This window comes from Superficieibacter electus, from assembly GCF_002915575.1.
In the GTDB taxonomy this organism is placed as follows: Bacteria; Pseudomonadota; Gammaproteobacteria; order Enterobacterales; family Enterobacteriaceae; genus Superficieibacter; species Superficieibacter electus.
The window spans coordinates 82,779-96,185 of the sequence record NZ_PQGD01000021.1 but is presented as its reverse complement, the minus strand read 5'-3'; the positions used below and the strand labels follow the sequence as shown (position 1 = coordinate 96,185).

At 52.0% G+C, this 13,407-nt stretch carries 13 protein-coding genes; 10 read left to right on the top strand and 3 right to left on the bottom strand.

Going from position 1 to position 13,407, the window contains the following annotated elements; translation table 11 throughout:
* Positions 1-333: 333 nt before the first annotated feature.
* The 7 genes from ghrA (at position 334) to CHU32_RS22015 (ending at position 5,833) form a co-directional block, all read left to right on the top strand.
* Positions 334-1,272 (top strand): glyoxylate/hydroxypyruvate reductase GhrA, encoded by a 939-nt coding sequence (gene ghrA / locus CHU32_RS22045; RefSeq protein WP_103678117.1) that lies wholly within the window; start codon positions 334-336, stop codon positions 1,270-1,272.
* Between the two features lie 77 nt (positions 1,273-1,349).
* A complete protein-coding gene (locus CHU32_RS22040; protein WP_103678116.1) occupies positions 1,350-2,087 on the top strand; it encodes a phosphatase in 738 nt (245 codons plus the stop codon).
* Positions 2,088-2,108: 21 nt separating this feature from the next.
* Positions 2,109-2,663 carry a TorD/DmsD family molecular chaperone gene (locus CHU32_RS22035; RefSeq protein WP_103678115.1) on the top strand — a complete coding sequence of 185 codons (555 nt, stop codon included), beginning with the start codon at positions 2,109-2,111 and terminating at the stop codon, positions 2,661-2,663.
* Between the two features lie 102 nt (positions 2,664-2,765).
* Positions 2,766-3,248, top strand: coding sequence for a DUF1097 domain-containing protein (locus CHU32_RS22030; RefSeq protein ID WP_133159282.1), 483 nt, complete (start codon positions 2,766-2,768; stop codon positions 3,246-3,248).
* A 208-nt stretch (positions 3,249-3,456) separates the two neighbouring features.
* Complete coding sequence (locus tag CHU32_RS22025) at positions 3,457-3,774, top strand: type 1 fimbrial protein (RefSeq protein ID WP_103678113.1); 318 nt, start codon at positions 3,457-3,459, stop codon at positions 3,772-3,774.
* A 96-nt stretch (positions 3,775-3,870) separates the two neighbouring features.
* Entirely contained in the window at positions 3,871-4,413 is a 543-nt protein-coding gene (gene ymdB / locus CHU32_RS22020; protein WP_103678112.1) for an O-acetyl-ADP-ribose deacetylase, read from the top strand.
* Positions 4,346-5,833 (top strand): phospholipase D family protein, encoded by a 1,488-nt coding sequence (locus CHU32_RS22015; protein ID WP_103678111.1) that lies wholly within the window; start codon positions 4,346-4,348, stop codon positions 5,831-5,833. Before ymdB ends, CHU32_RS22015 begins: the two co-directional genes overlap by 68 nt.
* A gap of 30 nt (positions 5,834-5,863) precedes the next feature.
* On the opposite strand, the gene mdoC is transcribed toward CHU32_RS22015, so the two are convergent.
* Complete coding sequence (mdoC, locus tag CHU32_RS22010; RefSeq protein WP_103678110.1) at positions 5,864-7,024, bottom strand: glucans biosynthesis protein MdoC; 1,161 nt, start codon at positions 7,022-7,024, stop codon at positions 5,864-5,866.
* Positions 7,025-7,275: 251 nt separating this feature from the next.
* On the opposite strand from mdoC, the gene mdoG reads away from it, so the two are divergent.
* The 3 genes from mdoG (at position 7,276) to CHU32_RS21990 (ending at position 11,654) form a co-directional block, all read left to right on the top strand.
* Positions 7,276-8,829 (top strand): glucan biosynthesis protein G, encoded by a 1,554-nt coding sequence (gene mdoG, locus CHU32_RS22000; protein ID WP_218113788.1) that lies wholly within the window; start codon positions 7,276-7,278, stop codon positions 8,827-8,829.
* Positions 8,822-11,359: a glucans biosynthesis glucosyltransferase MdoH gene (gene mdoH / locus CHU32_RS21995; RefSeq protein WP_103678109.1), complete on the top strand. Its 2,538-nt coding sequence runs from the start codon at positions 8,822-8,824 to the stop codon at positions 11,357-11,359. The genes mdoG and mdoH overlap by 8 nt, the downstream gene beginning before the upstream one ends.
* Positions 11,360-11,426: 67 nt before the next feature.
* The gene (locus tag CHU32_RS21990) at positions 11,427-11,654 is read left to right on the top strand and encodes a YceK/YidQ family lipoprotein (protein ID WP_103678108.1); all 228 of its coding nucleotides are present in this window, start codon (positions 11,427-11,429) and stop codon (positions 11,652-11,654) included.
* A gap of 27 nt (positions 11,655-11,681) precedes the next feature.
* Here the strand turns inward: CHU32_RS21990 and CHU32_RS21985 are convergent, their stop codons facing one another.
* Both CHU32_RS21985 and mdtG read right to left on the bottom strand, forming a co-directional pair.
* A complete protein-coding gene (locus CHU32_RS21985) occupies positions 11,682-12,059 on the bottom strand; it encodes a MysB family protein (protein ID WP_103678107.1) in 378 nt (125 codons plus the stop codon).
* Between the two features lie 106 nt (positions 12,060-12,165).
* Positions 12,166-13,398, bottom strand: a complete 1,233-nt coding sequence (gene mdtG / locus CHU32_RS21980; RefSeq protein WP_103678106.1) for a multidrug efflux MFS transporter MdtG — start codon at positions 13,396-13,398, stop codon at positions 12,166-12,168.
* Positions 13,399-13,407 lie beyond the last annotated feature (9 nt).

The following is a 13,407-nucleotide window of genomic DNA, read 5'->3' as shown; positions in this document are numbered from 1 at the left end:
TCGAACCCCCGATACGTTGCCGTATACACACTTTCCAGGCGTGCTCCTTCAGCCACTCGGACACCTCACCATATTGTTGTACCGGCGTGACCGGAACGGGCGCTAATGTAGGGAAAACCATACCTGCCGTCAATGCTCTTTTTATCAGAAATCGTGCGTTTAGCTAAACTTCCGCCAGGTTGCTTTCGTAATGAACAAAAAGTGTCTTTTTTGTCGCCGGGTGGCATTTTACAAAACTCCGCGCTGAAATTTGGTATCCTCAAAATCGATATAGATCAATCAGAAGCCATCACGTCCGTCAGAGGGCGTCCGGCATGTAGAGCAGGAGTACCTATGGATCTCATCTTTTATCATCCTACCTTTGACTTTCATTACTGGAAAAACGAGCTGGAAAACAAACTGCCTGGAGCCAGGGTGCGGCAGTGGGAAGCGGGTGATAACAGGCATGCAGATTATGCACTGGTCTGGGAGCCGCCTGTAGATATGCTCGCTGGCCGCCCGTTGAAAGCGGTATTTGCACTGGGCGCGGGCGTGGACTCCATCCTGAAAAAACTTCAGGCGCACCCGGAGATGCTGGCAGAGTCTACCGCATTGTTTCGTCTGGAAGATACCGGAATGGGGGAGCAAATGCAGGAGTATGCGGTCAGCCAGGTACTGCACTGGTTCCGCCGCTTTGATGATTACCAGGCGTTAAAACAACAGGCGCGCTGGCAGCCGCTCGAGGAGTACCAGCAGCAGGATTTTACTATCGGTATTCTTGGCGCAGGTGTGCTGGGCAGAAAAGTAGCGGAAAGTCTCCAGGCATGGGGGTTTCCTGTGCGCAGCTGGAGCCGCAGCCGTAAATCATGGCCTGGCGTAACCAGTTTTGCAGGCCAGGGCGAGCTCCCCGCTTTTCTTAACGGCACGCGGGTAGTCATTAACCTGCTGCCGCATACTCCAGAAACCGTCGGCATTATTAATGCTGAACGATTAAATCAGCTTCAGAATAATGCTTATTTGTTAAATCTCGCGCGCGGTGTTCACGTTGTTGAAAATGATCTGTTGCAAGCACTGGACAGTGGCAAATTGAAGGGCGCGATGCTGGATGTTTTCAGCAGGGAACCTCTGGAGCCACAAAGTCCACTGTGGTCGCATCCGCGTATCGCGATGACGCCGCATATTGCCGCGGTAACACGCCCTGCACAAGCCATTGAGTATATTGCGCGTACTATTGTCGGGTTTGAAAAAGGGGAAGAGGTGACAGGACGCGTCGATCGCGCACGTGGTTACTGAATCGAAGCAAACTGTTTTAATTTTAAAATCGCAGGGCCATACCTGATATCCTTGCGCAAAAATCAAAGGAGAGAACGATGTATCCCGTCGATCTGCACATGCATACTGTTGCGAGCACTCATGCGTACAGTACCCTCAGCGACTACATTGCCCAGGCGAAGAACAAAGGAATAAAGCTCTTTGCCATCACTGACCATGGTCCTGATGCGGAAGATGCGCCACATCCCTGGCATTTTATTAATATGCGCATCTGGCCACGCATTGTTGATGGTGTTGGCATCTTGCGCGGTATTGAGGCCAATATAAAACCCGTTACCGGTGAAACAGATTGCAGTGCGCAAATGTTAGCTTCACTTGATCTGATCATTGCTGGTTTCCACACGCCAGTATTTATGCCACAGGATGAAGCGGCCCATACCGCGGCGTTAATAGCTACAATAGCCAGCGGCACAGTGCACATTATCAGCCATCCCGGAAATCCTAAGTATCCCATTGATATTCCCGCCGTCGCTGCTGCTGCCGCGAAGTATAATGTGGCGCTTGAGATTAACAATTCGTCCTTCGTCCATTCCCGTAAAGGCAGTGAAAACAACTGCCGGGCAATCGCCGCCGCGGTTCGCGATGCGGGAGGATGGGTCGCACTGGGTTCGGACTCCCATACCGCCTTTACGCTGGGCGATTTCAGTGAATGTCGCAAGATCCTTGATGAAGTTGATTTTCCCGAAGAACGCATTCTTAATGTCACGCCACGGCGTTTACTGAATTTTCTGGAGTCCCATGGTATGACGCCGATTCCTGAATTTGCCGATTTTTAACCTGATTAATGGAAATATTGCATGAACGAGTTTTCAATCCTGTGCCGCGTCCTCGGTTCTCTTTACTATCGCCAGCCGCAGGACCCGCTGTTAGTCCCGCTGTTTACGCTGATTAAAGACGGCAAACTGGCCGCCAGCTGGCCGCTGGAGCAGGATGAGCTACTGGCACGGTTACAGAAAAGCTATGATCCTGACGCGCTGGCGGCGGATTATGAAGCGCTATTTGTCGGCCCGGATTGCCGCGTTGCGCCTTATCGTAGCGCATGGTTTGAAGGGACGACAGAAAGCGATGTCCGTGCCTTTCTGAGCGCTCGCGGTATGCCGCTCACCGATACGCCAGCCGATCATTTTGGTACATTGCTGCTGGCCGCGTCCTGGCTGGAAGACCAGTCCACTGAAGACGAGAGCGAGGCGCAGGAAACCTTATTTGCGGAATATTTACTGCCATGGTGTGACACCTTTCTTGGCAAAGTTGAAGCGCATGCGTTAACGCCGTTCTGGCGCACGCTGGCACAGTTGACGCGCGAGGCTATCGCGGCAATGTGGGAAGAGCTGCAGGAAGGAGAGGATGAATAATTGTGATATTAATCACAATAAAAATGTAACAACAAAACCTTTATTGCATTTATTGTGCAGTAGATCTCCTTTGTCCTTCGCGCATCTGCTATGATGCGCGCTATGAGCACACTTCTCGCAATCGCAATCACCACAGGCGTCCTCTCCGGTTTATGGGGATGGGTTGCCGTATCGCTGGGTTTATTAGGCTGGGCCGGCTTTCTTGGCTGTACCGCTTATTTTGCCTGTCCTCAGGGAGGGCTGAAAGGCCTGGCCATTTCTGCCTCAACCCTGATGAGCGGTATCATCTGGGCGCAAATTATTATTCATGGCAGCGCGTTGGCCCCGCACCTGGAGATCATTGGTTATATGATGACCGGGGTGGTTGCCTTTCTAATGTGTATTCAGGCAAAACAACGTCTACTTTCCTTCGTTCCCGGCACCTTTATCGGTGCCTGCGCCACGTTTGCCGCGCAGGGGGATTATCAGCTTGTCATTCCTTCCGTCTTGTTGGGGCTTGTTTTTGGCTATGCCATGAAAAATAGTGGTCTATGGCTGGCTGCCCGCGCTAATAAAAAATCACGTCCCCTCAGCGTCTCTGAATAAAAATCGCAAATGATCAATGGGAATATTATATATTCGCTAAAGTATTTATTTGGTGAATATGTTTATCAAGAAATATTGATTTTTTGTGAAAATAATCAATTTAATAGTTAATACGTATTTATTTGTTTGTAAATTAGGTGTAATAAAGATAACTAAGCTTTAACTTTACTTCCGTTTTCAGACGCGATTCTGAAACAGGGGATTGACCATGAAATTATCTGATTACATCATCATTAGCGCTCAGGCAGCAGTAGCCGCCTTCTCTATAAACACGTTTGCAGGCGAAGAAGCGACGGGAGGCATCATTCATTTTCAGGGGCAAGTAGTCGAGCCACCCTGCGAAGTAACGCATAATACGCATAATATTAATGTTTCCTGTGTGCGTGAAGGCAAAACCCAGCACTTCCGACAGTCGTTAAATCATCAGCCGCTACAGGAAGTGAGTAATACGCCGTTTGAGAAGACCACCCTGGAATATTTAAACCCGGAGCGCACGCTCGGCCTTTATATCATTCAGTATCGCTAAGCGCATGGCGCGTTACACCACGCTGGCAGAACGCGTCTTCTTCTGTGCATTGGAGTAAGATAAACTCATCAGTACCGATGCCAGCAGGAGAAAATTATGCAATCACGCATTCAGGTGATTCGGGGCGATATCACTACTATGCAGGTCGATGTCATCGTCAATGCAGCTAACAGTTCCTTGATGGGTGGGGGCGGTGTTGATGGCGCTATTCATCGCGCGGCGGGTCCGGCTTTGCTTGAGGCTTGCAAAGTGGTACGCCAGCAGCAGGGGGAGTGCGCGCCGGGTCATGCAGTGATTACGCTGGCCGGCAACCTGCCGGCAAAAGCTGTCATTCATACCGTCGGACCCATCTGGCGCGGGGGAGAACATAACGAAGCCCGGCTGCTGGAAGATGCGTATCGCAACAGTTTACAGCTTGCCCGCGACAACGATTTTCACTCAATTGCTTTCCCGGCGATTAGTACGGGTATTTATGGTTATCCGAAAGCCGCCGCCGCAGAAATCGCATTTCATGCCGTTTCGGATTACATCACCCGGCGTCCTCAGCCAGAGCAGATATACTTTGTCTGTTATGATGAGGAAAATGCAGGACTTTATGAGCGATTACTCACCCAGCAGGGAGACGAGCCGGTCGCATAAAACACGGCTGGGGCGAGCAATCGCTCCGGCCCGTGCAGCGCATCCGGACCATTGTGGTCTTTTACCCCTTGATGACAGCCTCGACGCGTTCGCCGCGCGATACCGGCTGGCGCAAATGGCCGAACGGACCCTGGATGTGCAGTACTACATCTGGGAAGATGATATGTCCGGGCGCTTATTGTTTCGCGTGCTGCTTGAAGCGGCGGAGCGAGGCGTTAAAGTCAGGCTTTTGCTTGATGACAACAATACGGTAGGGCTTGACGATACGCTACGGTTGCTGGACGCCCATCATAATATAGAGGTGCGTCTTTTTAACTCTTTCTCTTTCAGGACTCTGCGTATCCTCGGCTACCTCACCGACTTCGCTCGCCTTAACCGCCGCATGCACAATAAGAGTTTTACCGTTGATGGTGAAGTAACCATTATTGGTGGCAGAAACGTCGGTGATGCCTATTTTGGTGCGGGCAAAGAGCCACTCTTTACCGATCTGGATGTGATGGCCATTGGTGATGTCGTGGCGGATGTGGCGGAGGATTTTGAGCGTTACTGGGAGTGCAAATCCGTCTCGACGTTGCAGCAGGTGCTGGATATCTCAGAAGAGGACATTACCCGCCGGGTAGTGATCCCGGATGAATGGCTTAATGACCCATATGCCCAACAGTATTTGCACAAGCTGAAAACTACCTCCTTCGTTTCTCGCCTGGAAGAGGGCTCGCTTCCTTTGCTGTGGGCGCAAACTCGCTTGTTAAGTGACGACCCGCGCAAGGGGCAGGGGAAAGCGCGTAAGCGGACGTTGCTCCCTCAGCGGCTGATGAACGTGATGGGGGCACCGGAAAAACAGATTGATATCATTTCTTCTTACTTTGTCCCGGGACGTGCGGGTGTCGCTATGATCCTGCAAATGGTCCGGCGCGGCGTCAAAGTGGCTATCCTGACCAACTCCCTGGCAGCTAACGATGTGGCGGTCGTTCACGCAGGCTACGCGCGCTGGCGTAAAAAATTGCTGCGCCATGGTGTGGAGCTTTTCGAATTAAAACCAACCTCAAAACCTGCGCCCGGTCTGCATGATAGCGGGCTTACCGGGAACTCCGGCTCGAGCCTGCATGCAAAAACGTTCAGCGTGGACAACAGTAAAGTGTTTATTGGCTCGTTTAATTTTGATCCGCGTTCAGCGATGCTAAATACCGAAATGGGCTTTGTGATAGACAGCGAACCGCTGGCGCAAAAAATTCACCATAATTTCCTCAAAAGCCAGCGCCATGCCGCCTGGCAACTTAAGCTGGATCGGTGGGGAAGAGTGAACTGGATTGAAGAGCGGGATGGACAGACGATTGTGTTAAAGAAGGAGCCAAACTCACACTTCTGGAAACGTCTTCTGGTACGTCTGGTTTATCGATTACCGGTCGAATGGCTATTATAAGCGGCCCCCTTTAGTTGAGGGGGCCAACTATTATCGTGCCGTAACCGCAGACTTATCCTGCTTTGTCTGCGGTTTGCCTGAGAACAGAAAACGCAGCAGCGGTATGCGCAAATGAATTTCGTACAGCACCAGCGCACAACCTACCACAAACACCAGACCGGTGAAAAAACCCAGCGTATTAGAGCTAATCTGCGGTGTAATATACGCGCCAAAAAATAACGTCAACGGGTGATGCACCAGGTAAATAAACAGCGACGCGTTAACAAAATAAGTCACCCGCGCCGACTGGAAATTAAGCAGCCGGTGTCCGAAGGAAAAGACCACGTTAACCATCCATAAGCCAAATACCATCGTAATCACCGATTCGGTTTCATACATCCACGCGTCGCCGCTACCGTAGCGCTGGTTCAGCAAATAGGCGACAAAACCCACGATTGCCCCGGCTAAACACCAGGGAGACGGCGTGGTGAAAAGTTCCTTCAGGCGGGGATTAATAAAAGCCAGCGCGCCAAGGATAAAGAAAGGGATATAAAACAGCGTCTGCATTACCACGAAGTTAAATAGCCCGTCGCTGAGAACCGGTGCGTAAACAATCAGCAGCGTACGACGCAGAGCGGCGTAAGCAATGCCCAGCAGAAAGAAAATGAGCGTAAGTTTGCTGAGGGTCAGCCGGGCGAGCAGCACACCCTGCTGCTGTTCCTGACGTCGGCGAAGGAGACTAAACAGCCACAGCCCGGCGGTAGTCAGGATAGTCAACACCAGTAAAAACCACAGATGGGAGGTCAACTCCCAGACCAGAGTATTATACTTCTCATACAACGAAAGCGTATGCCAGGTTTCTGTCTTGCCTTTCACATATTGCAGCATCATAAACTGTGGCAATGTTAATAACGGGATGGCGGTGAGCATCGGAATGCCAACGCGTTCCACGCGGACTTTCCACCACTTTTTTAACGGATAACGTAAAAAAAGCATGTATGAAAAGTAACCGGAAATAACAAAGAAAACCTGCATCCGGAAGGCGTGAATAAAATCATTGAACAGCGTAAGCCACCAGGATGACTCGGCGCTATTAACGTGCCAGATATGACTCGAATAGATTAACGAGATATGAAAAGGTATCCCCAAAAGCATCAGCCATGCACGAATGGAGTCGAGGAAATATTCACGTTGTGCGGGTACATTGCTCATATAATTGTTTGCATTCTCAGACTTTTCGTCTTATCACCAGACGCGATAATGTTAACATCCGCTGCAACCCTACACCAAGTCTGAAAACCTGTCTCCAGGATAAGCACGTAAAGTGCAAAGGCCGCGGGAAGTTGCTTAAACCCTAAGCCGCACGCTGAACAAATTGGGGATTATGTTGTCGGATTGCCAGAGTTTCCATTAAAATGGATCGGATCGATTTAAGCACACAAAGGGGGAAGTGCTTACTTATTATGAAAAATAAATCACAGATGATGAAAATGCGCTGGTTAGGCGTAGCCATAACGTTGTCCCTGTGCACCTCATCTGCATGGGCGTTCTCCATTGATGATGTGGCAAAGCAGGCCCAGTCACTGGCAGGAAAAGGCTATGAGGCTCCTAAAAGCAATCTGCCCTCCGTCTTCCGCGAGATGAAATATGCGGATTATCAGCAGATTCAGTTCAACCACGACAAAGCTTACTGGGGCAAGATTAAGACGCCTTTCAAGCTCGAATTTTATCATCAGGGAATGTACTTTGATACGCCGGTGACCATCAATGAAGTGACCTCCAACGCCGTGCGTAAGATCAAATACAGCCCGGACTACTTCAACTTCGGCAATGTTCAGCACGATAAAGACACCGTAAAAGATCTGGGTTTTGCCGGCTTCAAAGTTCTCTACCCGGTCAACAGTAAAGATAAGAATGACGAAATCGTCAGTATGCTCGGGGCAAGCTACTTCCGTGTGCTGGGCCAGGGGCAGGTGTATGGCCTCTCCGCCCGAGGTCTGGCGATTGATACCGCACTACCATCAGGTGAAGAGTTCCCGCGTTTTCGTGAGTTCTGGATCGAACGGCCAAAACCCACTGATAAGCGCCTGAACATCTACGCGCTGCTGGATTCTCCACGTGCAACGGGCGCATACCGCTTCACCATCATGCCGGGGCGCGATACGGTGGTTGACGTCCAGTCGAAAGTTTACCTGCGCGATAAGGTTGGTAAACTCGGCGTAGCCCCCCTGACCAGCATGTTCCTCTTTGGGCCAAATCAGCCCTCTCCAACGACCAACTTCCGTCCTGAACTGCATGACTCCAACGGATTGTCGATCCATGCGGGTAATGGCGAGTGGATCTGGCGTCCGCTTAACAACCCGAAACACCTGGGGGTGAGCAGCTACGCAATGGAAAACCCACAAGGCTTTGGTCTGTTACAGCGTGGCCGTCAGTTTAACCGCTATGAAGATCTCGACGACCGCTACGATCTGCGCCCGAGTGCATGGATCACGCCAAAAGGGGAGTGGGGAAAAGGCAAAGTTGAGCTGGTTGAAATCCCAACCAACGATGAAACTAACGATAATATCGTCGCGTACTGGACACCGGATCAGCTCCCTGAGGCCGGTAAAGAGATGAACTTTAGTTACGCTATTACCTTCAGCCGGGATGAAGACAAGCTGCATGCGCCGGATAACGCCTACGTGATCCAGAGCCGTCGTTCAGCCGGGGACGTTAAGCAATCCAATCTTATTCGTCAGGCGGATGGAACACTGGCCTTTGTGATCGATTTTGCCGGGCCGGAGATGAAAAAGCTGCCGGCAGATACGCCAGTCACGGCGCAAACCAGCATTGGTGACAATGGTGAAATCGTTGAAAACAGCGTGCGCTATAATCCAGTGACCAAAGGCTGGCGTCTGACGCTGCGAATGAAGATTAAAGATCCTAAGCAGACCACTGAGATGCGTGCCGCGCTGGTAAATGCAGACCAGACGCTGAGTGAAACCTGGAGCTATCAGTTACCTGCCAATGAATAATATAACGAAATATATCGACGCGTTGCCGCTCACGGACACTGAGAAAGCGGCAATTCCAGCCGACAGGGATCTGCGCGCCGTTCATGAAGCGCTTGATGCTGAACACCAGCGCTTTGAACGTGAAGATGACGCCCCGCTGGGCTCGGTCAAGTCTCGCCTTGAACATAGCTGGCCTGAATCATTGCATAAAGCACAGCTGGTTAAAGACGACCTTGGTCGCACGCAGCTTAACGCGATGCCTAAGGCGAAGCGTTCATCCATGTTCCCCGATCCATGGCGGACTAACCCGGTTGGCCGTTTTTGGGATCGCCTGCGCGGGCGTGAGCAGCAGCCGCGCTATCTTTCGCGTCTGACGAAAGAGCAGCAGGTCAGCGAGCAGCAGTGGCGTGCGGTGGGGACTCTGCGCCGTTACATTCTGCTTATATTGACCCTGGCGCAAACTGTGGTTGCCACCTGGTATATGAAAACCATTCTGCCGTATCAGGGCTGGGCGCTGATTAACCCGAGTGACATGTTGGGACAGGATTTACTGGTCTCCTTCATGCAGCTTCTGCCGTATATTTTGCAAACCGGTATTTTGATCCTCTTTGCGGTACTGTTCTGCTGGGTCTCGGCAGGTTTCTGGACCGCCCTGATGGGTTTTCTGCAATTGCTTATCGGGCGGGATAAATACAGTATTTCAGCCTCTACCGTGGGCGATGAACCGCTTAACCCGGCGCATCGTACCGCGCTGATTATGCCTATCTGTAATGAAGACGTTGATCGCGTATTTGCCGGACTACGGGCGACCTGGGAGTCGGTTAAAGCCACCGGTCAGCAGCAGCACTTCGATGTCTACATCCTCAGTGACAGCTACAATCCGGACATCTGTGTCTCTGAGCAGAAAGCGTGGATGGAGTTGATTGCGGAAGTGCAGGGCGAAGGGCAAATCTTCTATCGCCGTCGTCGCCGTCGTGTGAAACGCAAAAGTGGCAACATTGATGACTTTTGTCGCCGCTGGGGCAGCCAGTATAGCTATATGGTGGTGCTGGATGCGGACTCGGTAATGACGGGGGACTGTCTGACGGGCCTCGTGCGCCTGATGGAAGCGAACCCAAACGCGGGGATCATTCAGTCGTCGCCAAAAGCCTCTGGTATGGACACGCTGTACGCACGCTGCCAGCAGTTCGCGACGCGCGTTTATGGTCCGCTGTTCACCGCCGGTCTGCACTTCTGGCAGTTGGGTGAGTCGCACTACTGGGGCCATAACGCTATTATCCGCGTGAAGCCGTTTATTGAGCACTGTGCGCTGGCACCGTTGCCGGGCGAGGGCTCTTTTGCGGGATCAATTCTGTCGCATGACTTTGTGGAAGCGGCGCTGATGCGTCGTGCTGGTTGGGGCGTGTGGATTGCCTACGACCTGCCGGGATCTTATGAAGAGCTACCGCCTAACCTGCTGGATGAACTGAAGCGCGATCGTCGCTGGTGTCACGGTAACCTGATGAACTTCCGCCTGTTTCTTGTAAAAGGCATGCATCCTGTTCACCGTGCAGTGTTCTTAACCGGCGTTATGTCTTATCTGTCTGCGCCGCTGTGGTTTATGTTCCTTGCGCTTTCAACCGCGCTGCAGGTGGTTCACGCGTTAACGGAGCCGCAGTATTTCCTCCAGCCGCGCCAGCTATTCCCGGTGTGGCCGCAGTGGCGTCCGGAACTGGCCATCGCGCTATTTGCCTCAACAATGGTGCTGCTGTTCCTGCCAAAACTGCTCAGTATTATTCTGGTGTGGTGTAAGGGGCCGAAAGAGTACGGCGGTTTTATTCGCGTTACGCTCTCTTTGCTGCTGGAAGTGTTGTTCTCGGTGCTGCTGGCACCGGTACGTATGCTCTTCCATACCGTTTTCGTGGTCAGCGCCTTCCTTGGCTGGGAAGTCGTCTGGAATTCGCCACAGCGTGATGATGACTCAACCTCATGGGTGGAAGCGTTTAAGCGTCATGGCTCGCAAATGCTTCTCGGTCTGGTGTGGGCCGTGGGGATGGCATGGCTGGATCTGCGCTTCCTGTTCTGGCTGGCTCCGATTGTGTTTTCGCTGATCCTCTCGCCGTTTGTGTCAGTCATTTCCAGCCGCTCCACGGTGGGATTACGCACTAAACGCTGGAAGCTGTTCCTGATCCCGGAAGAGTATTCGCCGCCGCAAGTGCTGATTGATACTGACCGTTTCCTGGAACTGAATATTCAGCGTTCGCTGAAAGATGGCTTTATGCATGCGGTCTTTAATCCGTCATTCAATGCGCTGGCGACAGCGATGGCAACGGCTCGTCATGGCAAAGGCAATATCCTTGAGATAGCCCGTGAGCGCCACGTTGAGCAAGCGCTGAATGAAACGCCGGAAAAACTTAATCGCGACCGCCGTCTGGTGTTATTAAGCGACCCGGTCACTATGTCACGTTTGCACTATCGGGTATGGAGTTCACCTGAGCGTTATTCTTCATGGGTGAATTATTATCAGCAACTGGCGCTAAATCCGCTGGCGTTGAAGACAAAATCATCCTGATAAGATACTGTTAACAGTCCGTACCGGCCCCAGGGCCGGTATTTTTTTAGCGTCAGGGGTGGAGAGCATGAGAATAGTACTGGTCGTCGCGATGTCGATTATGCTTTGCGGTTGCGGCAGCGTTATTAGCCGTACCATACCCGGACAGGGGCATGGCAATCAGTACTATCCCGGCGTGCAGTGGGACGTGCGCGACTCCAGCTGGCGCTGGCTGACGGTACTGGATCTGCCATTTTCATTAATTTTCGATACGCTATTGTTACCGCTTGATGCCCATCACGGACCTTATGAGTAACAGGTCCGTGACGTCAGGTTTTATCCGTTAATCGCGGATATCCCACTCATCTGCCGCCGCCTGGCCTTCTTCGGTATCCAGCGGAGGCGCGAGCTGAAATTCGCCGTCATCCCACTCATGCAGGGTATTTTCTTCCAGCCACTCCTGACGAAGTTCTATTTCATCATAGTCCCCGTCAAACACGCTTTGTGCTGCTTCACCGCTTAAGACTGGCAGGCAGTCACCGTTCTCACCTTCTTCGGCAAAGAACTCGGCTTGCCACATGATGTCGCCATCCTGTAATACATACTTCTGGATGCTTAATTGCTGAATATTGGCATCTTCCTCTTCAACACCAGGGGTGTTGGCAAGAAATTCTTCGCGCGCCGCATCAATGGCTTCTTCGAGTGTGGCATACATAGTCATTGGTTTCTCCCTGTGATTCGACGTGTTGGTCAGGGAAAGAATAGCTGAATATTGGCCATTGCAAGGGTGAACAACAAAAAATCATTCACTAAAATGAAACCCTCGCTTAATCAACCGGTTGTTTGGCTACCGCAACCGCGCGTCGACGGCGCAGACTAAAGGTCGAGTAAATGACGTTAAAGAGCACCACCCCGGCGGTAACGAGGAATACCGCGCGAAAGCCGTAGCTGGCGGAGACCGCCGCACCGATCAGCGGGCCGGTAACGTTGCCGATATCCCGGAAGGACTGGTTATAGCTAAAGATCCGCCCGGCAATCTGATTGGTCGAATTATAAACCAGCAGCGTTTGTACTGCGGGCAGGAGTGCACCATCTGCCGCGCCGAGCAGAAAGCGTAAAACTGCGAGCTGAAACGGGGTCTGAACAAACGACATGGGAATAAGCAGCAGTACTGAGACGACAAGAGCGGCAATTAAAATCTTCTCCGGGCCGATGCGATCGCCCAGTTTACCCAGCCGGGGGGCACTGAGTAGCGCTGCGACGCCCGGTACAGAAGCGATCATGCCGCTAATGAATGCGATATTACTGACATTTCCAGCCAGCTCACGTACATAGAGTGTCAGGATCGGTGCTATTGAACCGGTCGCCACCTGAATAATAAGGGTTGTAATAAACAGGCTCAGTACCAGGCGCGGACTTTTCAACGAGGCGAGCACTTGCCTGGCGTGCAGCATCTCTTTTTTGGCGATCGGGACAAACTGTTCGTGAATATAAAATAGCGTCAGCAGGAAACAGAGAAATAGCACGCCGGCGGTCATGAAGAAGACAGGTCGCAGACCGTAGCTGTCAGCCAACAGCCCGCCTGCCAGCGGGCCTAACAGTGCGCCGCTCACCGCGCCGGTGGAGAGAGTCCCCAGCGCCCAGCCGCTTTTGTTGCGTGGGATTTGCGTCGCGATTAATGCGTTGGCATTGGGAATGAAACCGCCCAGCAGCCCTAAAAGCGCCCGCAGGATCAAAAACTGCCAGATATTTTGCGCCATCCCCATCAGCAGCATCACAATGGCCATACCGAGCGCGGATCGCAGCAGCATAATTTTGCGGCCTTTACGATCGGCTAACCCGCCCCACAGCGGCGAGGCGACGGCAGAGAATAAAAACGTGATACTGAAGACCAGCCCGGACCACATATTTAATGCACTGTGATCCGTAACGCCGAGCTGTTCAACATACAGCGGCAGAAAAGGCATCACCAGGCTAAACGCGGCACCCGTTAAAAAACAACCGAACCAGGTGACGGTTAGATTACGTTTCCAGTTGATGGGGGTTTCAGAAGAGGGCATAGGCTCCTA

Bases quoted from the DNA above. Each gene is read 5' to 3' on its own strand.
- mdoG (WP_218113788.1), top strand. From the start codon at position 7,276: ATGAAAAATAAATCACAGATGATGAAAATGCGCTGGTTAGGCGTAGCC.
- CHU32_RS22015 (WP_103678111.1), top strand. From the start codon at position 4,346: ATGATGAGGAAAATGCAGGACTTTATGAGCGATTACTCACCCAGCAGG.
- mdoH (WP_103678109.1), top strand. From the start codon at position 8,822: ATGAATAATATAACGAAATATATCGACGCGTTGCCGCTCACGGACACT.
- CHU32_RS22025 (WP_103678113.1), top strand. From the start codon at position 3,457: ATGAAATTATCTGATTACATCATCATTAGCGCTCAGGCAGCAGTAGCC.
- CHU32_RS22030 (WP_133159282.1), top strand. From the start codon at position 2,766: ATGAGCACACTTCTCGCAATCGCAATCACCACAGGCGTCCTCTCCGGT.
- CHU32_RS22040 (WP_103678116.1), top strand. From the start codon at position 1,350: ATGTATCCCGTCGATCTGCACATGCATACTGTTGCGAGCACTCATGCG.
- ymdB (WP_103678112.1), top strand. From the start codon at position 3,871: ATGCAATCACGCATTCAGGTGATTCGGGGCGATATCACTACTATGCAG.
- mdtG (WP_103678106.1), bottom strand. From the start codon at position 13,398: ATGCCCTCTTCTGAAACCCCCATCAACTGGAAACGTAATCTAACCGTC.
- CHU32_RS21985 (WP_103678107.1), bottom strand. From the start codon at position 12,059: ATGACTATGTATGCCACACTCGAAGAAGCCATTGATGCGGCGCGCGAA.
- ghrA (WP_103678117.1), top strand. From the start codon at position 334: ATGGATCTCATCTTTTATCATCCTACCTTTGACTTTCATTACTGGAAA.
- mdoC (WP_103678110.1), bottom strand. From the start codon at position 7,024: ATGAGCAATGTACCCGCACAACGTGAATATTTCCTCGACTCCATTCGT.
- CHU32_RS21990 (WP_103678108.1), top strand. From the start codon at position 11,427: ATGAGAATAGTACTGGTCGTCGCGATGTCGATTATGCTTTGCGGTTGC.
- CHU32_RS22035 (WP_103678115.1), top strand. From the start codon at position 2,109: ATGAACGAGTTTTCAATCCTGTGCCGCGTCCTCGGTTCTCTTTACTAT.